The 26610-nt window shown below is 61.8% G+C and carries 18 protein-coding genes; 5 read left to right on the top strand and 13 right to left on the bottom strand.

Going from position 1 to position 26610, the window contains the following annotated elements:
- Positions 1-162: 162 nt before the first annotated feature.
- The 3 genes from IDL90_RS05945 to glnA form a co-directional block, all read right to left on the bottom strand.
- Positions 163-501 carry a P-II family nitrogen regulator gene (locus IDL90_RS05945; protein ID WP_187994747.1) on the bottom strand — a complete coding sequence of 113 codons (339 nt, stop codon included), beginning with the start codon at positions 499-501 and terminating at the stop codon, positions 163-165.
- 13 nt (positions 502-514) lie between these two features.
- The gene (locus IDL90_RS05940) at positions 515-1768 is read right to left on the bottom strand and encodes an ammonium transporter (RefSeq protein ID WP_187994745.1); all 1254 of its coding nucleotides are present in this window, start codon (positions 1766-1768) and stop codon (positions 515-517) included.
- Positions 1769-1853: 85 nt separating this feature from the next.
- Positions 1854-3275, bottom strand: coding sequence for a type I glutamate--ammonia ligase (glnA, locus tag IDL90_RS05935; RefSeq protein WP_187994743.1), 1422 nt, complete (start codon positions 3273-3275; stop codon positions 1854-1856).
- 282 nt (positions 3276-3557) lie between these two features.
- On the opposite strand from glnA, the gene gltB reads away from it, so the two are divergent.
- The gene (gene gltB / locus IDL90_RS05930; protein WP_316930298.1) at positions 3558-8105 is read left to right on the top strand and encodes a glutamate synthase large subunit; all 4548 of its coding nucleotides are present in this window, start codon (positions 3558-3560) and stop codon (positions 8103-8105) included.
- Positions 8098-9588: a glutamate synthase subunit beta gene (locus IDL90_RS05925; RefSeq protein WP_187994739.1), complete on the top strand. Its 1491-nt coding sequence runs from the start codon at positions 8098-8100 to the stop codon at positions 9586-9588. Before gltB ends, IDL90_RS05925 begins: the two co-directional genes overlap by 8 nt.
- Before the next feature lie 253 nt (positions 9589-9841).
- On the opposite strand, the gene IDL90_RS11480 is transcribed toward IDL90_RS05925, so the two are convergent.
- A complete protein-coding gene (locus IDL90_RS11480; protein WP_262509085.1) occupies positions 9842-9973 on the bottom strand; it encodes a hypothetical protein in 132 nt (43 codons plus the stop codon).
- A gap of 65 nt (positions 9974-10038) precedes the next feature.
- Here IDL90_RS11480 and IDL90_RS05920 point away from each other — a divergent pair, with 65 nt between their 5' ends.
- Positions 10039-11052 carry a hypothetical protein gene (locus IDL90_RS05920; protein WP_187994737.1) on the top strand — a complete coding sequence of 338 codons (1014 nt, stop codon included), beginning with the start codon at positions 10039-10041 and terminating at the stop codon, positions 11050-11052.
- 442 nt (positions 11053-11494) lie between these two features.
- Here the strand turns inward: IDL90_RS05920 and IDL90_RS05915 are convergent, their stop codons facing one another.
- The 3 genes from IDL90_RS05915 to IDL90_RS05905 all read right to left on the bottom strand — a co-directional run bounded on the left by IDL90_RS05915 (position 11495) and on the right by IDL90_RS05905 (position 20458).
- On the bottom strand, positions 11495-15403 hold the full coding sequence (locus IDL90_RS05915; RefSeq protein WP_187994735.1) for a DNA-directed RNA polymerase subunit beta': 3909 nt from the start codon (positions 15401-15403) through the stop codon (positions 11495-11497).
- A 30-nt stretch (positions 15404-15433) separates the two neighbouring features.
- Positions 15434-18934 (bottom strand): DNA-directed RNA polymerase subunit beta, encoded by a 3501-nt coding sequence (gene rpoB, locus IDL90_RS05910; protein ID WP_187994733.1) that lies wholly within the window; start codon positions 18932-18934, stop codon positions 15434-15436.
- Between the two features lie 474 nt (positions 18935-19408).
- On the bottom strand, positions 19409-20458 hold the full coding sequence (locus IDL90_RS05905) for a hypothetical protein (RefSeq protein ID WP_187994985.1): 1050 nt from the start codon (positions 20456-20458) through the stop codon (positions 19409-19411).
- 316 nt (positions 20459-20774) lie between these two features.
- Between IDL90_RS05905 and IDL90_RS05900 the strand changes: the two genes are divergently transcribed.
- Positions 20775-21566 (top strand): YggS family pyridoxal phosphate-dependent enzyme, encoded by a 792-nt coding sequence (locus IDL90_RS05900; protein ID WP_316930296.1) that lies wholly within the window; start codon positions 20775-20777, stop codon positions 21564-21566.
- 7 nt (positions 21567-21573) lie between these two features.
- Here IDL90_RS05900 and IDL90_RS05895 read toward each other — a convergent pair whose 3' ends face one another.
- The 6 genes from IDL90_RS05895 to IDL90_RS05870 form a co-directional block, all read right to left on the bottom strand.
- On the bottom strand, positions 21574-21939 hold the full coding sequence (locus IDL90_RS05895; protein WP_187994732.1) for an ROK family protein: 366 nt from the start codon (positions 21937-21939) through the stop codon (positions 21574-21576).
- Between the two features lie 46 nt (positions 21940-21985).
- Positions 21986-22528 (bottom strand): ROK family protein, encoded by a 543-nt coding sequence (locus IDL90_RS05890; RefSeq protein WP_187994731.1) that lies wholly within the window; start codon positions 22526-22528, stop codon positions 21986-21988.
- A gap of 353 nt (positions 22529-22881) precedes the next feature.
- Positions 22882-23265 carry a 50S ribosomal protein L7/L12 gene (rplL, locus tag IDL90_RS05885; RefSeq protein WP_220458739.1) on the bottom strand — a complete coding sequence of 128 codons (384 nt, stop codon included), beginning with the start codon at positions 23263-23265 and terminating at the stop codon, positions 22882-22884.
- Positions 23266-23354: 89 nt separating this feature from the next.
- Positions 23355-23876, bottom strand: a complete 522-nt coding sequence (rplJ, locus tag IDL90_RS05880; protein WP_182141312.1) for a 50S ribosomal protein L10 — start codon at positions 23874-23876, stop codon at positions 23355-23357.
- Positions 23877-24194: 318 nt separating this feature from the next.
- The gene (locus tag IDL90_RS05875; RefSeq protein ID WP_223175228.1) at positions 24195-25190 is read right to left on the bottom strand and encodes an aquaporin; all 996 of its coding nucleotides are present in this window, start codon (positions 25188-25190) and stop codon (positions 24195-24197) included.
- The gene (locus IDL90_RS05870; protein WP_187994730.1) at positions 25187-25618 is read right to left on the bottom strand and encodes an N-acetyltransferase; all 432 of its coding nucleotides are present in this window, start codon (positions 25616-25618) and stop codon (positions 25187-25189) included. Before IDL90_RS05870 ends, IDL90_RS05875 begins: the two co-directional genes overlap by 4 nt.
- 43 nt (positions 25619-25661) lie before the next feature.
- On the opposite strand from IDL90_RS05870, the gene IDL90_RS05865 reads away from it, so the two are divergent.
- A complete protein-coding gene (locus tag IDL90_RS05865; protein WP_187994729.1) occupies positions 25662-26504 on the top strand; it encodes an alpha/beta hydrolase family protein in 843 nt (280 codons plus the stop codon).
- Positions 26505-26610: the final 106 nt, after the last annotated feature.

The raw sequence follows: 26610 nt of genomic DNA, 5'->3' as shown, positions 1-26610 counted from the left end.
GTCGGGCACGCCGGGTGTGGGCCGGGGCCCAGTTCGGCAGAGCCAGGCGAGGCCGGGGTCGGGCACGCCGGGTGTGGGCCGGGGCCCAGTTCGGCAGAGCCAGGCGAGGCCGGGACGGCCGAGGCCGGGCCAGCGGGCCGGGCCCAGCGGGGCCGGGGCCCGCTACACGGCCTCCGCCCCTCGCTCCCCCGTCCGCACCCGAACGACCTCCTCGATCGGGCTCACCCAAACCTTCCCATCCCCAATGGCCCCAGTCCGAGCCGCCGCCACAATCGCCTCCAGCGCACCCTCTACGACCTCGTCATTGACAACCACTTCAACCTTGGTCTTCGGCACCATGTGCGGCGTGTAGTCGGCGCCGCGATAGTGCTCACTTAGCCCCTTCTGCCGCCCCACGCCCGAAACCGCGGTCACCGTCGCACCCCCGAGCCCCAGGGCTTCAATCGCCTCTCGCACCGGACCCGCCTGATTCGGCTGGATCACTGCTGTTATCAGTTTCATCGCCCCGCCCTTTCTAGTAGTTCCCCGCGAGAACCTGCGGCTCATACGCGGTTTCCGCGTGTTGCGTCAGGTCGATCCCAAGTAGCTCGTCTTTATCCGACACGCGCCACCCGATCGTCTTCTGCAGCAGTTTCGCCACCGCGAACGTGACCACCCCGGAGAAAATCAGCGCCACCAACGCGATCAGCACCTGCGTGATCAGCAGTGCGAACCCGCCACCGAAAAGCAGTCCGCCCTCGGTCGCCAGGAAGCCGATCGCCACCGTTCCGACGAGGCCGCCCACTAGGTGGACCCCAACCACGTCAAGCGAGTCATCAAACCCGAAGCGGTACTTCAAACTCACCGCCGCCGCACACGCGAACCCCGCAACAAGCCCGAGGACGATCGCACCAACCGGGTTCAGCGCCCCCGCCGCGGGAGTGACCGCCACCAAACCGGCCACGACACCTGATGCGGCGCCGAGGGAGGTGGCGTGTTTCTCTGTGATCTGCTCGTACAGCATCCACCCCAGCATCGCCGCCCCGGTCGCGGTCGTCGTGTTGACCCACGCCATTCCGGCGAGGCCGTCCGCGGTGAACGCGGAACCCGCGTTGAAACCAAACCACCCGAAAAACAGCAGTCCGGACCCCAGCATGATCAGCGGGAGGCTGTGCGGGCGCACCTGTTCTTTACCAAACCTGCGCCGCGTCCCGATGACGAGGGCAATCACCAGCGCCGCCATTCCCGCATTGATGTGCACGACTGTGCCACCCGCGAAGTCGATGGGTGCGGTGCCTGTCAGGGCCGCGATGGGACCATCTCCGGATAGCAGTCCCCCGCCCCACACCATGTGCGCCATCGGGAAGTACGCGAGCGTGACCCACAGGGTCGCGAAGACCATCCATGTCCCGAATTTGACGCGTTCCGCCAGGGATCCAGCGATCAGCGCCACCGTGATGATTGCGAAGGTCGACTGGAACGCCACCCCGACCCAGGCGGGAACTCCAAAGTCATCAACGGCCGCGCCGTCGAAGGTTCCCATCAGGCCGAATTGTTCGAACGGGTTCGCGAAGATCCCCGCGATTGGCTGTCCGCCGTAGGTCATCGACCATCCCCACAGCGGGTAGATGACGGCAACTACGGCGAGGGCGCCAAAGACCATCATCATCATGTTGAGTACTGATTTGTTGCGGCTCATCCCCCCGTAAAACAGCGCGAGCGCCGGGGTCATGAGTAAGACTAGGGACGCTGAGGTCAGCATCCACGCGGTTGCTCCTGTATCAAGCATGGTTGTTTCCTTCCTGCACGGCGCCTACGTCAAGTGGGACTGTAGGTGAGCGCCGCAAGCCGTAAAGCCAAGGCACGCCTTCTTTCTAGACGCCGTAGTAGAGCTGGAATTCAAGTGGGTGGGGGAACGCGCGCATTTGCTGCACCTCGTTCTCATATTTGAAGTCGATCCACGTTTCCAGCAGATCCTTCGGGAAGACGCCTCCAGCTGTCAGGAAGTCGTGGTCGGCGCGAAGGGCGTCGAGGGCGCGTGCCAGCGAAGCCGGGACGAAGTTGAGACCTTCCAGTTCGTCCTCGTCCAAATCGAAGAGGTCCTTTTCGACGGGAGCTGGCGGCTCAATCTTGTTGAGGATCCCGTCGATTCCCGCCATCAGGCACGCGGAGAACGCCAGGTACGGGTTCGCTGCCGCATCCGGAACACGGAACTCGATCCGCTTGGCGCTGGGCGAGTCCCCGGTGAGCGGGATACGCACTGCCGCAGAGCGGTTTCGCGCCGAGTAGACCAGGGTGACGGGCGCTTCAAACCCGGGGACCAGACGACGGTAAGAGTTCACGGTAGGGTTCGTGAAGGTGACGAGGGCGGGTGCGTGCTTGAGGAGTCCCCCAATGAACCAGCGCGCCTGCTCAGACAAGCCGCCGTAGCCCTTCTCGTCGAAGAAGAGGTTCTTGCCGTCTTTCCACAGGGAAATGTTGGTGTGCATCCCGGAGCCGTTGTCGCCAAAGATCGGCTTGGGCATGAAGGTCGCAGTCTTGTGGTCAGCCAGCGCCGTGTTCTTGATGATGTATTTGAACTTCAGCAGGTTATCGGCGGCTGTGGTGAGGCTCGCAAAGCGGTAGTTGATTTCCTGCTGCCCGGCGGATGCGACCTCGTGGTGAGCACGCTCTATCTTCAGGCCCGCCCCGCGCAAGTTGTTTGACATTTTGTTGCGGAGTTCGTCGAACTGGTCGGCCGGGGCCACCGGGAAGTACCCACCCTTGATGGGGAGCTTGTTGCCCAGGTTGCCGCCTTCTTCTTCCTTGCCGATCTGCCAGGCACCCTCGGAAGACTTGATGGAGTAGAAGGTCTCGTCCGGCTCCGTGTTGAAGCGGATTTCATCGAAGATGAAGAACTCGGCCTCGGCTCCGATGTAGCAGGTGTCGGCAAGTCCCATTTCCCGCAGGTAGGCCTCAGCCTTGGCGGCGACCTGACGCGGATCGCGCGAGTAGGCCTCATCCGTTATGGGATCGACGATAGAGAACACGACGATCAGCGTCTTGGCATCGCGGAAGGGGTCAACATAGGCGGTGGAGACGTCGGCGACCAGCTTCATGTCGGATTCGTGGATGGCCTTGAACCCGCGGATCGAGGATCCGTCAAACATGAGCCCATCTTCCAACGCATCAGCGACTACGTCAGAAGGGATATTGAAATGCTGCTGAACTCCGAACAGATCGCAGAAGCGACAGTCGACGTACTCAATGCCTTCTGCCGCTACGAACTCAAGAAGCTCCTGCGGTGTGCTAAACATGGTGGTCCTTTCCGTTGTAACAGTGCCAAAAATGCCGGAACACACTCTTAGTAAATGATTGGTAAATCCATCACCAAGGACACTCTAACTAAGCAGATATTCGCAGCGCTGAGTACGCCAAATAATGGCGAGTTTGCAGATTTATCGTGTTTGTGCGTAATAATCGATTACATCCGAAAAGTTCTATTTGCAGAGTATTTACGTATTTATGATCCTTTCTTTACTTTCCTGGTAGCAGGCCAGGAATGACGCGGAATGTTGGCAGGAGGACAAATGGAAAGCGTGAGCCCACAGAAACCGGGGGCAATCGGCCTTTACGACCCCGCATTCGAGCACGACGCGTGCGGTGTCGCTTTCGTGGCGACCCTGACTGGTCCCCCCACCCATCACATAGTGGAGCAGGGACTAAAGGCCCTAAAGCGCCTCGATCACCGCGGTGCAGTCGGCGCGGAAGAGAATACCGGGGACGGCTCGGGGATCCTCCTGCAGATGCCAGACGAGTTCTTCAGGGCCACGATCCGCCCCGACCTGCCGCGCCTCGGCAGTTACGCGGCCGGCCTCGTCTTCCTTCCCGGCGCCTACGAAGGCCGTGTGGAGCTGTCCAAATCCGTTGCCACCATCGAACGAATCGTCCGCGAGGAAGGCCTGCGCGTTGTTGCCTGGCGCGACGTTCCCGTCAATGAAGCCCCGATTGGGCCCACGGCGCGCGGCTCCATGCCCGTCTTCCGCCAACTGCTGGTCACCGACCGCGACGGCGTCCGGAGCGGCCGCGACCTCGACATTGCCGCCTACCGCCTGCGCCGCCGCGCCGAACGTGAAGCGAATACCTACATCGCCAGCCTCGACACCAAGACCTTCGTATATAAGGGGATGCTGACAACCGATCAGCTGCCGGAGTTCTTTGAGGACCTGCGCAACCCTGCGCTGACCTCGCGTCTTGCCCTGGTCCACTCCCGCTTCTCCACCAACACCTTCCCGTCGTGGCGCCTCGCCCAGCCGTTCCGCCGCATCGCCCACAACGGAGAAATCAACACGGTCCGCGGCAACCGCAACTGGATGCGCGCCCGCGAAAGTGAACTGCGCAGCGATGTGATTGGCGACTTTGGTCCGTTACTGCCGATTACGTCCGAGGGCGATTCCGACTCGGCCTCACTCGACGAGGTTCTGGAGTTACTCTCACTCTCTGGGCGATCCCTACCCCACACGATGGCGATGCTGATCCCTGAGGCGTGGGAGAAGAACACGCTGCTTGACCCCAAGCTGCGCTCCTTCTACCAGTATTCCTCCTGTCTCATGGAGCCCTGGGACGGCCCCGCGGCCGTCACTTTCACGGACGGCTCTACCATCGGCGCCGTCATGGACCGCAATGGCTTGCGGCCGGGTCGCTGGCAGATCACCGACGACGACCTCGTCATCTTCGCATCGGAAACCGGCGTCCTGGACATCCCCGACAGCCACACCCGCGCGAAGGGGCGGTTGGAGCCGGGCACGATGTTCCTGGTCGACCTCGACGGCGGGCGGATCGTGCCCGATACCGAAGTGAAGCGCGACCTGGCAACCATGCACCCCTGGCAAGAGTGGCTGGACGAAGAGCTGGTCACCATCGACGCACTCCCGGAGCGCGAGCACATCGGTCACACTCGCTCCTCTGTTCTGCGTCGTCAGCAAGAGTTTGGCTACACGCAAGAGGACCTCGACGTCATCCTCACCCCGATGGCGCGTGATGGTGTGGAACCCATCGGTTCGATGGGCTCCGACACCCCGATCGCGGTGCTCTCAGACCGCCCCCGCCTGCTTTTTGACTACTTCACGGAGTTGTTTGCCCAGGTCACGAACCCTCCCCTCGACGCGATTCGCGAGGAACTGGTGACCTCACTTGCCACCACGTCGGGTCCCCAGCCGAACCTGCTGGAGGACACCCGCAGCCACGCGCGCAAGTTGGCGATTGACTTCCCAGTCATTGATTCGGACCAGTTGGCGCAGATCGAGCACATCGGCTCCGCCCGGGCCGGGAAGGGGTTCACGTCGAGGACGCTGCGTTGCCTCTACCGCGCGTCCGGGGGTGGAGCGGAACTGGAGGCCGCCCTCGAAAACCTCTTCGCTGAAGCGGACCGCGCGATTGCCGAGGGCGTGTCGTTCCTGATCTTGTCGGACCGCGAAACCAACGCGGAAATGGCCCCGATTCCTTCGCTTCTGGCAACTTCGGCCCTGCACCACCACCTGCTCCGCCAAAAGACCCGCACCCAGGTCGGCCTCATCGTCGAGTCTGGGGATGCCCGCGAGGTCCACCACATCGCCCTCCTCATCGGTTACGGCGCCGTCGCGGTCAACCCTTACATGGCGACCGAGTCTGTAGAGACGCTGGCCGCGGAGGGTTTGCTGGGTGACACAACGCCTGAGGTCGCCGTCAAGAACGTCGTCAAAGCCCTGGGCAAGGGCGTCCTCAAAGTCATGTCGAAGATGGGGATTTCCACCGTGTCGTCCTACTGTGGGGCGCAGGTTTTCCAGGCGATCGGCCTCAGCCAAACCCTGGTTGACCAGTACTTTACGGGGACATCGTCACCCTTGGGCGGCATCGGTATCGACGTGATCGCGGACGAGGTCGCCTCGCGCCACATGGTCGCGTACCCGCCCTCGGGCATTTCCCCTGCTCACCGCACACTTGGCGTCGGCGGCGAATACAAGTGGCGGCGCGAGGGCGAGGCCCACCTTTTCGACCCGCCGACGATCGCCCGCCTCCAGGTCGCGACCCGCACCGAGTCCCGCGAAGTCTTCCGCGCATACACGGACGGCGTGGACGACCAGTCGCGGCGCCTCATGACCCTGCGGGGGATCATGCGGCTCCGCTATGACGAGGTCGAGCCGGTCCCGCTGGAGGAAGTTGAACCCGTCTCCGAAATCGTCAAACGCTTCGCGACCGGCGCCATGTCGTTTGGGTCCATCTCTCAGGAAGCCCACGAAACCATGGCCATCGCCATGAACACGCTGGGGGCGCGTTCCAATACGGGCGAGGGCGGGGAGTCGCCGCAGCGCCTGCGCGACCCGCTGCTGAACTCTGCGATCAAGCAGGTGGCGTCGGGGCGTTTTGGCGTCACCGCGGACTACCTGAGCCACGCCCGCGACATCCAAATCAAGATGGCGCAGGGTGCGAAGCCGGGCGAGGGCGGGCAGTTGCCGTCGGCGAAGGTCTACCCCTGGGTTGCGAAGGAACGCCACTCCACCCCGGGCGTCGGGCTGATCTCTCCCCCACCCCACCACGACATATATTCGATCGAGGACCTCAAGCAGCTGATCTTCGACTTGAAGAACTCCAACCCCTCCGCGCGTGTCCACGTGAAGTTGGTGTCCGAGGTCGGGGTGGGCACAGTCGCCGCTGGCGTCGCCAAGGCACGTGCTGACGTGGTACTGATTTCCGGGGCCGACGGCGGAACCGGGGCCGCGCCCCTCACATCCCTGAAGCACGCCGGTGCCCCGTGGGAAATCGGACTCGCGGAAGCGCAGCAGACCCTGGTCCTCAACGACCTGCGCGACCGGATTGTCGTCCAAGCTGACGGGCAACTCAAGACCGGACGCGACGTCATCATTGCCGCCCTGCTGGGCGCCGAGGAGTTCGGGTTCGCAACCGCTCCGCTTGTGGTTTCCGGCTGCATCATGATGCGTGTGTGCCAGAAAGACACCTGCCCGGTCGGGGTCGCCACCCAGAACCCGGAGTTGCGCGCCCGCTACAGCGGCAAGCCGGAGTATGTCATCAACTTCTTCACCTACATCGCGGAGCAGGTCCGCGAGATGCTCGCCTCCCTTGGGTTCCGTTCCCTGGAGGAGGCCGTGGGGCGTGCTGACCTGCTTGACGCATCGGAGGCGATTGAGCATTGGAAGGCCCACGGGATCGACCTCGGCCCCGTCTTCCAACGCATTGAGCCTCGGCCCGGTTCGTCGCTGCACGGCGTCAAGGGGCAGGAGCACGGCCTGGAAAACGTCCTCGACCGCCGTCTGATTCTGCTGTCGTCGCCTGCCCTCGAAAAAGCGGAGAAAGTGCAGATCGACGCGGAAATCCGCAACACGGACCGCTCAACGGGCACCATGCTGGGGCACGAGGTCGCGCTGCGCTATGGCGACCACGGGCTTCCCGCGGGCACCATCTCCATCAACCTGACGGGATCGGCGGGCCAGTCGCTGGGCGCGTTCCTTCCCCAGGGCATCAGCATTTCGGTTCGCGGGGACGCCAACGACTACGTCGGAAAGTCGCTGTGTGGCGGGACGGTAGCGGTGTACCCGCTTCCGTCGGCCGCCTTCGATCCCAAGGACAACACGGTGGCGGGGAATGTGGTGGCGTACGGGGCGACCTCGGGCGAACTACACATCCGAGGGCGTGTCGGCGAACGGTTCGGCGTGCGGTGTTCCGGGGCGACGATTGTCGCGGAGGGTTGCGGCGACCACGCCCTCGAATACATGACCGGCGGGGAAGCGATGATCCTCGGTTCGACCGGGCGAAACGTGGCGGCGGGGATGTCAGGCGGGGTTGCGTACCTGCTGGACTTTGACCGTTCGCTCCTCAATCCGCAGATTGTGGACGAGGTCGAAATGCGTGGCCTCACCGACGCCGAGGGCGTGCGGGTCGTGGAACTCCTGCAGCGCCACGAGGCGCTGACGGGGTCGGAGGTGGCGCGGAAGATCCTCGCCTACCTGCCCTCGTCGCTGGCGCGGTTCACGCGGATTGAGCCGAAACAATACGCCTCTGTCCAAGCGATCTTGGAGCAGGCGAAGGCGGACGGCACCGACACAGAAGGTGCGAAGGTGTGGCAGCAAATACTGGAGGTCTCAAATGGCTGACCCAAAGGGCTTTCTCAATACCCGCGAACGTGAGTTGCGTACCCCGCGGCCCATCCCGATCCGTCTGCGCGACTACAAGGAGGTCTACGAAGACCAGGAACTGGCCGTCGTTGAGAAGCAGGCTGGGCGCTGCATGGACTGTGGCGTGCCGTTCTGCCACATGGCGTGCCCGCTGGGGAACCTGATTCCCGAGTGGAACGACCTGGCTTGGAAGGGCAATTGGCACGCGGCAAGCGAGCGGCTGCACGCCACCAACAACTTCCCCGAGTTCACGGGGCGGCTGTGTCCGGCGCCGTGTGAAGCCGGGTGCGTCCTCGCCATCAACCAACCCGCGGTCACCATCAAGAATGTTGAGCAAACCATTGCTGACCACGCGTTTGATGAGGGCTGGGTGGTACCGCAGATCCCCAACCAGTTGACGGGGTACTCCGTGGCAGTGGTCGGGTCGGGTCCGGCGGGGTTGGCGGCGGCCCAGCAGCTCACTCGGGCAGGCCATACGGTCGCGGTGTTCGAGCGTGCGGATGCGATCGGTGGCCTGATGCGTTACGGGATCCCGGAGTTCAAGATGGAGAAGGCTGTGCTGGATCGGCGCATCGAGCAGATGAGGGCGGAGGGGACCCGCTTCTACACCGACACAACGATAGGTGTGGACGTGACGGGCGAGGATTTGCAGGAACGTTTTGACGCCCTCGTCCTCGCCACGGGTGCGACAGTGCCGCGTGACCTGCCGATTCCCGGGCGGGAACTAGGCGGGATCTACCAGGCGGTTGATTACCTGACGCGTTCCACCAAGTACGTCCTCGACGGCGTCACTGAGGGTTGGGTGTCGGCTGAGGGGAAGGACGTCATCGTGATTGGCGGCGGCGACACCGGGGCGGATTGCCTGGGGACCGCGCTGCGGCAGGGGGCGAAGTCGGTGACGTCGCTGGAAATTATGCCGCGACCCGCTGATGAGCGCACTGCTCGCGACCCGTGGCCGACTTTCCCGATGATCTTCCGGGTGGCGTCCGCGCACCAGGAGGGTGGCGAGAGGGTCTACTCCACTTCGACCGCGGAGTTTGTGGACGAGGACGGAGATGGCCAGGTGACGCACCTTCGCCTCAACGAGGTGGCGTTTGTCGACGGGGCGCTGACGGTTGTCGAGGATACTGAGCGGCTTATCCCGGCCCAGTTAGTGCTGCTCGCGATGGGTTTCACGGGGGTTGAGAAGCAGGGGCCGGTGGAGCAGTTGGGGCTCGAGGTCGATGGGCGCGGGAGGATTGTGCGTGATGGCGAGTGGGCAACTTCGGTGCCCGGCGTGTTTGTCGCCGGGGATGCGGGGCGTGGGCAGTCGCTGATTGTGTGGGCGATTGCCGAGGGCCGCTCAGCTGCCGCGGCTGCGGATAGCTACCTGCGGGGGCGCACGGCGGTGGGCGAGGAACCGCGAGGCCGCACGGAGTTGCCGGCGCCGGTGCTGCCGCAGGAGGTGGCGTTCCGCCCGTAGCCTGGGCCCCCAGGAGCGGCGCGCCCGCCCTGCCTAGCCCCGCCTCGCGTACCCCAGCCGGAGCCCGGCGCTGCGCCTAGGCTCGGCCCCATCCGCCCTATCGGTGCGTCTTTGGCCTAACGGTGCGAGTTTGGTCGAGATTACGCTGTTATTTATCGCTAAGCCGCGCCAAACACGCACCGTTAGGCCAAAGGCGCACCGTTGTGCGCACCGTTATCCGCAAGCCGCACCGCACCATCCCAGCTCCCCAGCTTCATGTGCCAGCACCGCGCTCAACCCACTCCTTCCACAGAACAGCGAACACGGCACTTTCCACAAAGAGTGGAACTTCGCCCCCATTGGCCTCTACGGCTTTGCCATCCTTGATGAATGCTTCTCTCTTCAAGCGATCTGACTCTCAATGTCGGCGATGGCCGAGTTAAGCCCCGGCGCATTGTGGAGGAACAGCTTGTGCGCGTGGGAAGGGGCGTCTACATCAAGAAAGAAGCGCTCACTAGAGATCCGGAGCCGTGGAAAGTGAGAGCCCGGGTGGCTGAAGCGAGACTGCTGGCCTTCAATGCTCGAGCCTCGAAGCCGGGAACCTATTCGTTCACTGGAGAATCAGCGATAGTTGCACTTGGACTTGAGCCCTGGTGGAGCAATCCAAACATCAGCGTGCGTCGTCGAGCCCGGTCCGGCATACAGACCGAAATGAGCGCAATCCCGCTGGGCGTCACAACCGTCCCAGGAGTCCGGATTCAGCAGACTAGCACCTTTTCAAACTCCCTCGACCGACCGATTCTCACACCCAGCGGTCTGCCAAACAGTCCAGTTTCACTCGTGGTTCTAGACCTCGCGCGGTCCGCTCATCCCCTTCAGGCATTCCATGACGTTAGTGTTCTTCTACGTTTTCACGCCCGCTTTAGTAGGTGGCAGTTGGAGGCCTCGCGAACCCGCGCACAGGTTGCCAAGAATTCTCTTAACCAGGAGCTCCACGCGCTGCGCGCAAACTCGGCAGGGGTCATCCGCGGATTTCAGCGCGCGCTTAAGCTCATCAATGTGAGTGAACCAGGAGTTGACTCCCCAGCCGAGTCGATTGTGCTCTGGGCGCTCCACTGCGTGTTGGAGCCGGGATACATAATCCAAAGCCAGCGCGCATTCACAGCGAATGGACGGAATCGCTTCGTCGATATTGCTCTCCCGGAGCCACAGATTGCAATTGAGGTCAGCGGCTTCGGCAAGTTCGGGGGGAGCTCCGCAAGCGCGCATGAGATCGCAGCCGCAGCCATGAGAAGGCAACAGGATCTCGATGATCTGGGGTGGAGCATCATAAACGTGACCTACCGGCAGGCCAAAGACATCAAAGGACTGATCTCTTATCTAGCTGAGCGGCTCTCTGTCCACGGGGTGAAGACCCGTTCGGCGCAGGGAGAGCTTTGGCTACCTCCAACTGCCGAATTGTTCGCAAGGGATCGTAGGTCGTGAGGTTTCGACAGTCGGAGAGGGTTCGCCAGACGGAGCCTTGGGGTACAGTCCGCGCCGAGCGGAGCGGGTCGCGTCTAACGGAGCGCGTTGCGTCTAACGGAGCGCGCTTGGCCGACATTACAGCGTTATTCTTGCCCAAATCGAGCCAAACGCGCTCCGTTAGGCATATGTCGCTCCGTTGGCGGGGTGTGGCACTGGCGCGGCGCACGGGAGTGCTCTCAGGCGGCGGCGGTTAAGGCAGCTAGCTGAGCTAGGCAAGGCACCCACGCGGGCGAGGGGCGGCGGCGGGGTCCGTGTGTGTCATGCTGGGTGTGGTGGGGACGGCGGCAAGGCACCCGCGGCGGCGCTTGCGCCCACCACCCGCCGACCCGCACGCGGGTGCGCCAAAGCCCCGACCCCAGTGTCTCCACTGAAGCCGGGGCTTTCTGGTGCTAACTAGAACCTAGTTGCTTGAGAATCCGAACCCAAAGTCGATGTTCTCCAGCGAGTGCACAAAGTCCTCCAGACCCGTGCGCCCGTCCTCGAGGGCGAAGTCGAGCGGGCTGTAGTTCATCTCAGCCATCGCCTCGGCAGAGGGCTCAACCTCAAGATCGCCATAGCGAGCCAGACCCGTACCAGCCGGAATCAACTTACCGAGGATGACGTTCTCCTTCAGACCCAGTAGTGTGTCCGTCTTGTTGTTCATCGCCGCTTCAGTCAGAACCTTGGTCGTCTCCTGGAAGGAGGCGGCCGACAGCCATGAATCCGTTGCAAGCGACGCCTTCGTGATCCCCATCAGCATCGGACGACCCTGGGCGAACTTGCCACCCTGGGCTGCGATGCGACGGTTCTCATCGCGGTACGTCATCGAATCGACCAGCTCACCGGGCATGAAGGAGGTATCCCCCGGCTCCAGCACGGTTACCCGACGCGTCATCTGACGCACGATAACCTCAATGTGCTTGGCGTGGATATCCACACCCTGGGAGCGGTAGATGTCCTGAACCTCATCAACCAGCAGGCGCTGAGCCTTCGCAGCCCCACGCAAGCGCAGAACTTCCTTAGGATCCAGACGTCCAACCGACAGCTGCGTTCCGGTGGTGACGTGGTCACCGTCCTCGACCAACAGCTTCGAACGACGCGACACCTCAATGGTGACGTCCTCCTTGTCATCGTCACGCTTGATGATGATGACGCGGTAGTTCGGGTTGTCCTCGTTGATTTCGATGGTGCCATCGGCCTCGGCCATGCGTGCCACACCCTTCGGCGTGCGTGCCTCAAACAGCTCCTGAACACGCGGCAGACCCTGGGTGATGTCCTGCCCACCGGATGCCGCACCACCTGTGTGGAAGGTACGCATCGTCAACTGGGTACCGGGCTCACCGATCGACTGTGCCGCGATAATGCCCACGGCCTCGCCGATATCCGCACGCTTACCGGTCGCAAGTGAGCGACCGTAGCATGCAGCACAGGTACCAACCAGTGACTCACAGGTGAGGACGGAACGGACCTTGATCTTCTCAATGCCCGCAGCAATCATCGCGTCGAGGGACTCGCCGGTAACATCGGAGCCCTTCTCAGCAATAACATTGCCATCCCCGTCCATCACATCAGTGGCCAGCGTCCTCGAGTACGCGGTTGTCTCCAGAGTTTCGAAGCGGTGCATCTCACCGGTCTCTTCGTTGCGCGAAGCAATCTCGACCTCGACGCCACCACGGGTGCCACAGTCCTCTTCGCGAACGATGACGTCCTGCGAAACGTCGACCAGACGACGCGTCAGGTAACCCGATTCCGCCGTACGAAGCGCCGTATCCGCGGTTCCCTTACGGGCGCCGTGGGTCGCGATGAAGTACTCGAGGACGGTGAGGCCCTCACGGTAGTTCGCGCGAATTGGGCTTTCAATCAGCTTCTGCTTCGGGTCGGACACTAGGCCACGCATACCCGCGATCTGCTGAATCTGCGACCAGTTACCACGGGCCCCCGACTCAACCATTCGGTACACCGTGTTCTGCGCGGTGAAGTTTTGCCGCATGTCGTTTGCAACCACCTGGGTGCATTCGGTCCACACGTCAACCAGTTCGCGGTAGCGATCCTCAGCGCCGATCAGACCGCGATCGTACTCACTCTGAATCTTCGCTGCCTTCTCCTCATACTTCGCGAGGATCTCCACCTTGTTCGGTGACGGCTGGATGTCGGTGAATGAGAACGTCACACCCGACCACGTCGCCCAGTAGAAGCCGGCCGCCTTCAGAGCGTCCAGACATTCGGCGACGAGGACGTTCGGGTAACGTTCAGCCAACTCGTTGACAATCTCCGAGAGCTGCGACTTCTTCACCACGTAGTTCACGTAAGGGTAGTCAACCGGAAGCGTCTCGTTGAAAAGGGCGCGCCCCAGGCTGGTTTCCAGTTCGAGGTCGCCACCTTCCACCCACTCTTCGGGTGTTTCGTAGCCAAGCGGTGGCACGACACCCTCAAGACGCAGGCGGATCTTCTGGTTGAGGCGGATGACACCCGCATCGAATGCCATGATCGCTTCGGCGATGGTGCCGTACAGCGGAATGATTTCCTTGCCATCTTCGCCAACTACGACCTCGTCCGGGTCGGAAGTCAGGTAGAAAAGGCCGTAAACCATGTCCTGCGCCGGCATTGCAACCGGGCGGCCATCAGAGGGCTTGAGGATGTTGTTCGTCGACAGCATGAGGATGCGTGCCTCAGCCTGCGCTTCAGCACCAAGTGGCAGGTGAACCGCCATTTGGTCACCGTCGAAGTCCGCGTTGAAAGCAGCACAAGCCAGCGGGTGCAGCTGGATGGCTTTACCCTCAATAAGCTGCGGCTCGAACGCCTGAATACCCAGGCGGTGCAGGGTTGGTGCACGGTTCAGCAACACGGGGTGCTCGCGAATGACCTCGTCGAGGACGTCCCATACCTCGGGACGCTGACGCTCAACCTTGCGCTTCGCTGCCTTGACGTTCTGGGCGAAGTTCTTGTCAACCAGGCGCTTCATGACGAAGGGCTTGAACAGTTCCAAGGCCATCTGCTTCGGCAGACCACACTGGTGCATCTTCAACTGCGGACCAACAACGATAACGGAACGACCCGAGTAGTCGACGCGCTTACCAAGCAGGTTCTGACGGAAACGTCCCTGCTTGCCCTTGAGCATGTCTGAAATCGACTTGAGGGGACGGTTGCCAGCGCCAGCCACGGGACGGCCTCGTCGACCATTGTCGAACAGGGCGTCCACGGACTCCTGAAGCATGCGCTTCTCATTGTTGACAATGATTTCGGGGGCGCCGAGGTCGAGCAGGCGCTTCAACCTATTGTTGCGGTTGATGACGCGACGGTAGAGGTCGTTGAGGTCGGAGGTCGCAAAACGGCCGCCATCCAACTGCACCATGGGGCGGATATCCGGGGGGATAACCGGGACCTTGTCCAAGACCATCGTCGCAGGTGAGGTACCAGTTGACAGGAACGCGTTGACGACCTTGAGGCGCTTGAGCGCGCGTGTCTTACGCTGGGTGGAGCCACTGCGGACCGTCTCCTTGAGGATCTCAACCTCTGCTGCAAGGTCAAAGTCCTGCAGGCGCTTCTGGATCGCTGCCGCGCCCATGTCACCCTTGAAGTAGGTGCCGTAGTTGGTAACCATGGCGTGGTAGAGGCGCTGGTCGTCGATCAGATCCCCAACCTTGAGGTCGCGGAACCGCGTCCACACGTCCTCCATACGACTGATCTGGTCGTCGAAACGCCTGCGGGTCTGCGACATTTCACGCTCGAAGAGGCGACGTTCCTTCTTGATGGCGTCGGCGCGGGCGTCCTCGGACTCAAGTTCCGCGAGACGCTCTTCCAGCCGCGCAGCGATCTCATTGACCTCAGAATCGCGACGGGTTTCGAGGCGCTTCTTCTTCACAGCCATCTCGTCACGGAGCATGTCCGTGTCTTCGCGGCGGCCGTCCTCGTCGACCTCAGTGATCATGTAGGCGGCGAAGTAGTTGACCTTTTCCAAGTCCTTCGGCGCCAAATCCAGCAGGTAACCCAGGCGTGAAGGCACGCCCTTCAGGTACCAGATGTGGGTGACGGGAGCGGCAAGGCTGATGTGGCCCATGCGCTCACGACGAACCTTGGAACGGGTGACTTCAACGCCACAACGCTCACAGGTGATGCCCTTGTAACGGACACGCTTGTACTTACCGCAAGCGCACTCCCAGTCACGGGTTGGGCCGAAGATCTGCTCGCAGAACAGGCCGTCACGCTCTGGCTTCAGGGTGCGGTAGTTAATGGTTTCCGGCTTCTTCACTTCGCCGAAAGACCACCTGGCAATGTCTTCTGACGTGGCCAGGGAAATCCTCAAACTGTCAAAGGTCTTTGCATCCAGCAAGACTTACTCCTTATTTCCGTGGGTCACGTTTCAGATGATGTCGATGGAACCGGCAGCGGAGAGCGGGCGGGTGTCCAGGGTGATCCCCAGTTCCTCACCTGCACGCATGTCCTCTTCGGTGACCTGAATGTCGAGGACGTTACCTTCGGCATCCAGGGCCTCAACGGCCAGGCACAGCGAACGCATTTCTTGGATGAGGACGCGGAACGATTCGGGAATACCCGGCTCCGGAATGTCTTCACCCTTGACGATCGCTTCGTAAACCTTGACGCGACCCGCAGTGTCGTCCGACTTGATTGTCAGGAGTTCCTGCAGCGCGTAGGCAGCGCCGTAAGCCTCAAGAGCCCACACTTCCATCTCACCGAAACGCTGACCACCGAACTGGGCTTTACCACCCAGGGGCTGCTGCGTAATCATCGAGTAGGGGCCTGTTGAACGAGCGTGAATCTTGTCGTCAACAAGGTGGTGCAGTTTCAGCATGTACTTGTAGCCAACCGCAATTTCATACGGGAAAGGCTCGCCGGAGCGTCCGTCAAACAGTTGGGCTTTGCCCAGGGCGTTGACCAGCTGTTCGCCGTCACGGTTCGGGTTGGTAACTGACAGCAGACCGAGCAGTTGGTCAGCATCCAGACCGTCGAACGCGGGGGTTGCAACCTTGGAGTTCGGAGCTGCCTTCAGCGCATCAGCGTGGAGGGTCTTTGTCCACTCTTCACCGGCCTCGCGAGCCTTGGTGGCATCCCACCCCTGCTTCGCGATCCAGCCGGTGTGGAACTCAAGAACCTGGCCGACGTTCATACGACCGGGGACACCCATCGGGTTCAAGATGATGTCAACCGGGGTGCCATCCGCGAGGAACGGCATGTCTTCAACCGGGAGAATCTTCGAGACGACGCCCTTGTTACCGTGGCGTCCGGCCATCTTGTCACCAATGGTGATCTTGCGACGCTGTGCGACGAGGACGCGTACCGACTGCTTGACACCCGGGCCTAGGTCGCCGTCGTCCTCATTCAGTTCGCGAACATCAATGACGATGCCCTCTTCACCGTGGGGAACACGCAGGGAGGTGTCACGCACCTCGCGCGCCTTCTCACCGAAGATGGCGCGCAGCAGGCGCTCTTCGCTGGTCAGTTCGGTTTCACCCTTCGGCGTGACCTTGCCAACCAGGATGTCGCCCGCGCGAACCTCAGCACCAACGCGGATGATGCCGCGTTCGTCGAGGTCGGACATGGCTTCCTCAGAGATGTTGGGGATATCCCGGGTTACCTCTTCGACACCAAGTTTGGTTTCGCGGGCATCGACCTCGTACTCCTCAATGTGGATTGAGGTGAGGACGTCGTCTTCAACAACGCGGCGCGACAGGATGATCGCGTCCTCGTAGTTGAGGCCTTCCCATGACATGTAGGCAACCAGGAGGTTCTTGCCGAGCGCCAGTTCGCCACCATCCGTGGAGGGACCGTCGGCGATGACGTCACCGGGTTCCACCACGTCGCCCTCGTTGACGAGGACGCGCTGGTTGATGCAGTTACCGGGGTTGGAACGCTTGAACTTGGTCAGCGAGTAACGCGACTGGGTGGCGTCATCGTTCGCAACTACGACCTCGTCGGCCGAAACAGAACTGACAACACCGGCCTTGTCGGCAACTTCAATCTCCATGGAGTCATGCGCGGTGCGACGTTCCATACCGGTTCCCACCAGCGGAGCTTCCGTCACCAGCAGCGGCACGGCCTGACGTTGCATGTTCGCACCCATGAGGGCACGGTTGGCGTCGTCGTGCTCCAGGAACGGAATCAACGAGGTCGCAACGGACACCATCTGGCGCGCCGAAACGTCCATGTAGGTGATGTCATCGTGCTCGACGAACATGGGATCCTCGCCGGCAATACGGCACTGCACGAGTTCGTCGCGGAAGGTGCCATCCGGGTTCGTCGGCGATGATGCCTGAGCAATGTACTGCCCAATCTCATCGTCAGCGGTCAGCCACTGGATCTCATCCGTGACACGCCCGTCAACAACCTTGCGGTACGGGGTCTCAATGAAACCAAACGGGTTGATGCGCGCGAATGCAGCAAGCGAACCAATCAGACCAATGTTTGGACCTTCAGGGGTCTCAATCGGGCACATGCGGCCGTAGTGAGAGGGGTGAACGTCACGAACTTCCATGCCCGCGCGGTCACGCGACAGACCACCGGGGCCGAGGGCGGAAAGGCGGCGCTTGTGGGTCAGGCCCGCAAGCGGGTTGTTCTGATACATGAACTGCGAGAGCTGCGAGGTGCCGAAGAACTCCTTGATTGCAGCCGTCAGCGGACGGATGTTGATCAGTGAGGTCGGGGTGATCGCCTTCGGATCCTGGGTCGACATGCGCTCACGAACCGTGCGCTCCATGCGGGACAGGCCCGTGCGGATCTGTGCCTGAATCAGCTCACCGACGGAACGAACACGACGGTTACCGAAGTGGTCGATGTCGTCGGTCTCAACGCGGATCTCAGCGGGCTCACCATGGCGAATACCAGGAAGAACCTTCTCACCCTTCTGCAGGGCAAGCATGTAGCGGACCGTGGCAACAATGTCGTCCTCGGTCAGGGTCTTAGCCCTGGTTGGGACGTCAAGGCCCAGCTTCTTGTTGACCTTGTAGCGTCCCACCTTGCCCATGTCGTAACGCTTGGGATCACGGTAGAAGTTGTAGAGGAGGGCGTCTCCGGCCTCGACCGAAGCGGGCTCACCTGGGCGAACCTTCTTGTAGATCTCTTCCAGGGCCTCTTCGCGGGTCTCGATCGAGTCCTTAGCGAGGGTCTCAAGGAGCAGCGGGTAATCCTCATACAGCACCTCAATCTCAGGGGTGGTGAGGCCGATCGCCTTGAGGAACAGGGTGACGGGGAGCTTACGCTTGCGGTCGATACGCACCGAGACTGCGTCGCGGCGGTCGATTTCAAACTCAAGCCATGCGCCACGTGAAGGGATGATGCGCGCAGAGAATGTGTCGCGGTCCGAGTTGGGGTCCGACTGCTTGTCGAAGTAGACACCCGGGGAACGAACCAGCTGGGAAACAACGACACGTTCGGTGCCGTTGATGATGAAGGTGCCGTCCTCGGTCATCATGGGGAAGTCACCCATGAAGACGGTTTGGGACTTGATCTCACCGGTCTCCGCGTAGGTGAAGTCGGCCTTCACGTACATCTTTGACGAGTAGGTGAGGTCGCGTTCGCGGCACTCCTCAGGGGAGTTGCTGGGGGGTTCCAGGGTGGGCTCGCGGAACTCAAGGAGCATTTCCTTGCGGGGGTCCTCAATCCCGGAGGTTTCCTCAAACACTTCGTCGAGGCCGGATTCGCCGTGAACTTCTTCGCCACGTGCGACGGCCTGCTGAAGGGCAGTCTGGGAATACTTGCTCCAGTTGCGTGTCCCACACAGCCAGTCGAAGCTGCGGATCTGCAGTTCGAGGAGGTTGGGGGCCTGGAGCGGCTCGCGAAGTTTCGCGAATGAAATACGGTGTGTGGGTTCGTATACGGCGTTCGCCGCGTTTGAACTGGCAGCCAAAGGGGGTCCTTCCCGGCAAGTTTCTGACACTGTAGGGTTACCTACAGGGCCTGCATGCGTTGCGCGCGTTGCTCCCGGCCCCTAACTGACTCGCTCCTGCACGCTTGGCGCTGATTCGGCGTGTGGATACAGGTCACCTCGGACACATGGGTGCAAATGTTGAGTTTATGTGGGCCGGTGGTGTATAGCAATGGCGCGCGGCGTGAGGTTGGGCACGCTGCCGGCCGGGCGCATCCGCTGCCGCCCGGGCTCCGCCCCGCACCTCCGGCCCTTGGCCGCGCCCGACCCCGCACCTCCGGCCCTTGGCCGGGCGCATCCGCCACTAACTACACTCTTGTGGCTCAAAAGCCCCCGAAATCCCCGCAAATTCTTGCCACTTCAGTGCAGTTAGCGGAAATGCCTGCCGGCGGCCCGACCGCCCTGCCCGCGGCGGCTGCCCATCGGTCCCCACCGGTTCTCAAAGCCCCGTCTTTTTCAGAACTTCCGGTCCCTGTGGAAAAGCTCCGGCGACTGCGCCGCCCAGAGCTTTCCACCGGGTCGAGACACCGTGACATCCAAAGCACACAGTCGCTCGCGCAAGTATACAACCAGGGCTGAGAGGTCACGACACTGCTCGTAGTAGACATTTATGAAGCGCCACCCACTATCGGTGAGCAGCTGCTGGCGTCTAGAGAATCGCAATGCGACCTCATCCGCCGTTGCTGCAGTTCCCCCGAACTTGCCCATCCCAGAGACTTCGATCGCGATCATCTCCTCCGGCAGAGCGATATCAACAAAAAACCTCCGCCCTCGCACCTGCACTTCGTGCTGGCAAACGACTTCCCGTCGCCCTCGCACTAGGCACGCGAGCACCCACAGCACAGTTGACTCCGCAGGTGATTCGATCCCACCACTCGCACTCTCGAGAACTGCCTGGGTCCTGCGGTGTCCTCTTTCCATTCCCAAACTGCAAACCTCTTGAATGAGGTGCTCCCGCCAACGCGCCTCGCGGATTCGCGACCCCACCAAGTCCCAGCGATCAAAGCCCGCAATGAACCGCAGGAAGGCGGAGACGTTGTGGAATGCCTGCAGCGGATGAGCTTGCTGGCACAGGTCGTAAGCCAGTAGCGGTATCGGTGCAAGGGGCATGCCCCAGAAATCTTCGGCCTCAAGCCCCTCAACCATTGGCCCGCTGCGACGACAATGCCAAGCAACGCTAGGAACGATGATCTCACCCACGCGGACAGCGGGGAACAACGCGGGCTTCCCACTCCTGGCGTCAGTTCGTACTGTGACGTCTGGATTGTTCCACCATGGCTCTATCCCGAGGGTGACTAGTGCAGACTCCCCCGTGAACAGTACTCCGTGCCTCGTCGTTGCGAGCAGCCGCGCTTGTGCGACCCTTCGCCGCACGTCCCAGGGCTTCTCGCCTTCGAGGTACGAGGTGGCGATGTATGTCCCCCTCACCACCATCACCAGACTGTTGCTCTTGCGGATGCGGCGGGTCTTCGTCGAGCGAAGAAGATGCTTGCTTGATACGTCCATAATTGCATCGTGCGCGACTCGAGATGTCTGCGCAGGTGAAACTTCCCCGGCTGGGGATATCAGCAGTTCCTCGGTTCTGTGGATAAGGACCTTCCCGTCAGGCCAGGACGGCACTGTCGCCGCGGAAGCGCGCTCGCGCAAGGAAACCAACGTAGCCAGACCCAACGATGCCGACCCCGGATGCGTCATCGCCACTAGCTACACTCTTGTGGCTCAAAAACCCCCGAAATCCCTGCAAATTCCCGCCACTTCAGTGCAGTTAGCGGGAGAGTCTAGACTGGACGCGCAATCTTTCCCCGACACCGGAGGGACACCCGTGGATCCGCACGTAGACTCGGCCTCAGACTCCCACCCCGTAACCGGAGCCGACCACGCCGAGGCCACCGCCAACCAGCTAAGCGCCAACGTTGCCGCCGTCCAAGAGCAGATCAACGCTGCCGCCCTCCACTCCGGCCGCAGTGCCGCGGATATCCGCCTGCTTCCCGTCACCAAGTACCACCCGGAGAGCCAACTCCGCGCCATCTATGCCCTCGGTTTCCGCGACCTTGGCGAGAACCGGATTCAGGAGCTTCGCGCCAAAGCGGCGGCTATGAGCGACCTCGACATCAACTGGGTCCTCATCGGTCATGTCCAGACCAATAAGGCGACACAGGCCGCGCGAGTCGCACAAGAGGTCCAGTCAGTCGACTCACTGCGCGTCGCCACCTTCCTCAGCAATGCCGTGGTCAGACTTCAGAACGAGGACGCAGCGGCAGGCGAGGACGCAGCCGCCGCCCCACTGAAGGTCCTGCTCCAGGTCAACACGTCCGGGGAGGAAGCAAAGTACGGCCTCGCCCCGAATGAAGTCGGGGCCGTCCTCGAACAAGTTGCGGACCTGCCGGGCCTGACCGTCGGTGGTTTCATGACCATGGCACCGCTGACTTATGACGAGGGCGTGGTGCGCCAAACCTTCTCCCGCCTGCGGGAACTGCGCGACGCACTCAGGACAACGTCGGGACTGGAACTCCCTGATCTCTCCATGGGCATGTCCCACGACTTCGAAATCGCGATCGAAGAGGGCGCAACAACGGTGCGGATTGGCTCCTCAATTTTCGGACCCCGCCTCTAGGCGGCGATCAGGCTGACCCGAACTGCCCCCTGAAGTTGTAGACAGCCCCAAGCAGGTTGGCATCGTTGAAATACCGACACGCTACAACGTGCGGCAAGGGGAACACCTCGTCGGAGAACTTCTTGGCGGCGCGGATCTCTTCGTTGAGGATCTCCAGGAACAGCGGCTGCGCGCTGATCCCGCCTCCAACCACGAACCTTTCCGGGTCGAGGACGCACTGAATGTTGAGGATCTGGACGGCCAATTCGGAGCAGTAACGGCGCAGTGCTACCAGGGCGTCCTCGTCCCCCTGACCGGCCCGGGCAAACAGCTCTTCCTCGTCGATGTCGGTCGCACCCGACCTGCGCTGGTAGTCCGCGATGAGTCCAGGCACCCCTGTCGCCCACCCAAACCACCTAGTCTTCTCAGTTTCGTGCGCCTTACCAACGGATATGTAGCTGTACTCGCCCGCAAAAAAGGTTGCGCCCGCGGAGGATCTCCCGGTTGACGAATGCCCCTCCCCCAACTGCGGTCCCACAAATCACGACGGCCCCACTGTCGCAGTCCTCGAGCGCCCCACTTGTCATCTCTGCCCACACCGCCGCCTTTGCGTCATTCTCTATCGAGACGTTGACGCCGGGAATCCTCTCTTGGAGCAACGCGGCAAGCGGCACCCCGTAGTTGTATTCAAGGGCGCCACCCGAACGCATGAACCCCGCGTCACGATCCACAACTCCAGGAACACTCAGCGCAATCCCTTCCACCTGGCCGTGGAAGACCTGATATATCGACTCAACTGTATCGATGAAGTCATCTAGGCCTTCCAGTGGCGTGGGGACCTTACCTTTTCTGGTGAGCATCCCGCCCTCGTCGACGAGGGCGTACTTGATGAACGTTCCCCCCACATCGATTGCAAGTACCTGGCCCACAGTGACCTCCTCGTCATGCCCGGCGCTCTCAAGCGCCAGTGCCTTCGGGACCATACTATCCGGGGCTGTTGATGCTGGGCGGCGCTGAAGCCACCCACCTTCCAAGCCTCCCTACCTACTCCCTTGCGATTCCAAAATCATCTAATACCTGGCAAGCCTGTACCTTGGTCCCCCGGAGGTGCCTCGGTCCCCCAGAGGGGAAATTTCGCACCCCGGTGGGCCTCTTTCATTACCTGTAGGGGACCGAGGCACCTCCGGGGGACCAAGCAAGCCATGCCAGACGCGCACAATCGCCTATATCGCCATACCAGGTTCACCGCGCACAGAAAAGCCCCGTCCGATCCGCACTGGGCGGGTCGAACGGGGCTTCGAAGAGTTTGCACTGCGCCGGTGCGGCGCGGCCGAAACTACTTCAGGGTTACGGTGCCACCAACGGCTTCAATGTCAGCCTTGGCCTTGTCGGCATCTTCCTTCTTGGCGCCTTCGAGCAGGACTGACGGAACGCCGTCAACCTTCTCCTTGGCTTCCTTCAGGCCCAGGCCGGTCAGGGCGCGAACGGCCTTGATGACCTGGATCTTCTCGGAACCGAAGGATTCGAGAACGACGTCAAATTCGGTCTTCTCTTCCTCGGCAGCGGCCTCGGCGCCCGGAGCAGCAGCAACTGCAACAGCAGCCGGAGCAGCAGCGGTAACGTCGAACTCATCTTCGAACAGCTTCACGAACTCAGAGAGCTCGAGCAGCGTCATTTCCTTGAAAACTGCAATCAGTTCTTCATTTGTCATCTTCGCCATGATTTTTCCTCCCACAAAACGAAACTTGGTTTTTTCAGGCCACGACCGCCCTCGTCACCAGACGGGAACGATCCGGGAACAGCAGTTCCTTACGCGGCTTCTTCCTGCTTTTCCCGCAGAGCATCGGCCAAACGGACCACCTTGACGGGGAGCGCCTGGAATGCGTATGCGGCCTGGGAAATCTTGGCCTTCATGGCGCCGGCGGCCTTAGCCAACAGCACCTCACGGGACTCAAGATCAGCCAACTTGTTCACTGCCTCTTGCGAGAGCAATGCACCATCCATCGCACCTGACTTGACGACCAGCGCCTCATTTTGCTTCGCAAAATCGCGCAGTGCCTTTGCAGCCTCAACCGGTTCCCCGGTCACGAAAGCAATAGCGGTCGGGCCATTGAGGTCTTCTTCGAGGAAATCGAATCCAACCTTCTTGGCAGCCAGAGTTGCAAGGGTGTTCTTGACAACGCGGTATTCGACACCGTCGCCGAGCGCACGACGCAGATCCTTCATCTGACCAACACTCAACCCACGGTATTCAGTCAGAAGGACTGCCCCGGAGTCGCGGAACTTGTCCGTCAACTCGACTACTACAGCATCTTTATCCATCTTCGCCATCTTCCACCTCCTGACATTCAATCTTTCACCAAACGGCTTGTGCCTCCGTAAATGCAAAAATCCCGGAACGCAGATGCGCTCCGGGTCCGTGCAGTTGCTCCTCAGATTACTCCGGGATCCTGCTGGTCGTTTCACACCTACGTGGGTATTTTCAGGTTCCTGATGCCTTCATTTCTGAAGTCAGCAGAAACACACCTACGGTCTTCGGCTTCCAGTAGCGTAGCAGGACGAGGGCGCTTTGCCCTACGCCCGGGCAGATTCTCCCGCGTGAGTCTGCGCACAACATCCTCAGGATGCGTCGCTAGGACCCGCTTGCGTCTAGGCCTCGGGCGAGGACGAGGACGCCGCGTGACCAGTCCCCTCGGGTATCGAAACGCGCCTCGGCCTCCCTTGGGCGAGCGTCCCTTGCGCGGCGGTCGAACCATCCCATCCCCCGCCACGCCCTCGTAATCCATAGCCGACGAGGACGGCCAGCACCATACCCGCAAGCGGTCCCACCACGTAAATCCAGAAGTCGGTGAAGGTGAGGCTGGCCATGTTGGGTCCGAAGGTTCGGGCCGGGTTCATGGAAGCGCCGGAGATTGGTGACCCCCACATGCCGGCGAGGGCGATGTAAGCGCCAACGCCGAGAGAACCGATGATGCCGATGTTCTGCGCACCGGAGGCGGTCCCTAGGATCACTGTGACAAGACCGAAGGTAAGGATGAACTCCATGAGGAAGGCGGCGCCCGCGCCGTAGCCTCCCGCCGGGTAGGTGCCACCGTTCTGGGCGGAAACCCCCAGCGCAAACTGCAGGAAGTATGCGGCGGCGGTTGCGCCTAGGAGTTGCGTGCAGATGTAGGGCGCGACCCGCACCCAGGGGAAGTCGCCGCGTAGCGCGAAGGCTATGGACACGGCGGGGTTAAGGTGAGCGCCGGACACTTTTCCCATCGCCATGATGACGGCCATCACCATCATCCCGGGGGCGACAACGGCGGCCAGCCTTGAGACGGAGCCTTCGACTGCGACGTTCATCATGGGCGCGCCCGCGGCGACTAGTACCAGGAAGAATGTGCCGACGAACTCCGCGAGGAGGCGCCGCCACTTCCGCCGTGGGTCGTTGAAGTCGCGGAAGATTTCGTCGAGGTCGGTGACGGTGCCAATTGATGCAGCCCTGTCCCGTGTCGGGGACCCCACTGTTGCGTCCAGGGCGCTAGCGACCATCTGCGCGTGGGTCGGCTGAGAGCCAGCGCCCGACGCCGCTTCCAAACCCTGCGCGCTTCCCAGATCCACGCGCCCCACTCCGCTTCCCACTTCAGATTGGATTTCCGTCACGCCTGCGCACCCGACCTCATAAAGACACGCGTCTCGTTCTCGAGGTCGCGGATTTCAGCGAACCCGAGAGCCTCGTAGAACGCCCTCTGCCTTGGCTCATCATCTGTCATCAACACCTGCTGCCGCACGTGCATGTAGGGGGCAAACACTTCATCCATGAGCCAGCGCCCAACCCCGGTGCGCTGCCATTCGGGCCGAACGAGGACGTCCTGCAAGTACGCAATCGTGTGCCCGTCTCCGACGACGCGGGCGAGTCCTACAAGGACACCGCTCTGGTCCCACGCGGTTGCCACACGAAGCGAATTGGCAACGCCCTCAACCAACGAGTCAGGATCCGCCGTGTACTTCGTCCACCCGACCGAGCCGTACAGGTCGAGCAGCTCCACTCTGGTCGGCGTGCGTGTAGTACTGATCAGTGTTTCCGCCATTTCGCACCACCTTTCCGTTACTGCCACAGGCTACCGTGGGTGTATGACTATGCAGACATGGAGCGATGTCCGCTCCCAAGCCTTGGGCATGGCGACGTCCCTTACAGTATTCACCCCGGAGGCCATGACCCGCCAGGATTCGCCAGTTCCGGGACTCCTCATCCTGTTACACGGACTGACGGGGAACCATGCGGTGTGGTCGATGAGGACGGACCTTCAATCCCTGGCTGACCTGCACAACCTGGTGGTTGCACTCCCGGATGGGGCGAGGTCGTTCTGGCTTGACCAGGCTGTGGGTCTTGAGTGGGGGCGCTGGGTTGGAAGTGAACTGCCCTCGCTCCTGCGTTCCGTGTTGCGGGTCTCGGCCGCCCGGTCTGAGACGTTCATCGGCGGGTTGTCGATGGGAGGATATGGTGCGGTGCGCGCGGCCTTCGACTACCCGCGCACCTTCGGCGGAGTGATCTCGCTGTCTGGAACACTCGATGTTGCGGAACGGGCCTTCAGGTCGCGCCACCTCGATCTCTACGAGATCGGGTTTGGGGACCTCGAGCGTCCTCGGCGGAGCGATGATCTGGTTGCTCGGATGGCCGCGGGGCCACCCCACAGCCTCCCGACCCCCGGCGGGACAACCCCCGACGCGCCAACTCCCGGCGTGACAACCCACAGCCCCGCGGCTCCAGTCATTGCACTGCCCCTTGACGTCCGGTTTTTCGCGGTATGCGGAACCGAGGACCGTCTGCTGAAGCAGAACAGGCGTTTCCGAGATAGCGCAGAAGGGATCGGTCTCGACCTGACCTATCGCGAGGGGCCCGGCGGTCACGACTACATGTTCTGGAACGAGTGGCTGCCGGTCGGTCTGGACCACCTGCGCGGCACGCCGAGTTAGGACCCCGCCCCACATCATTGCCAACCGGCCCAACGCGGCCCGGCTTTTCACGACCGGCCCATCTCCCCCAACAACCCGACCTCTGCTCGCCCTACCCTGCCCTCCG

It is taken from the genome of Schaalia sp. JY-X159, assembly GCF_014525425.1.
Classification (GTDB): domain Bacteria; phylum Actinomycetota; class Actinomycetes; order Actinomycetales; family Actinomycetaceae; genus Scrofimicrobium.
This window is presented reverse-complemented; position numbering and strand designations above follow the sequence as displayed.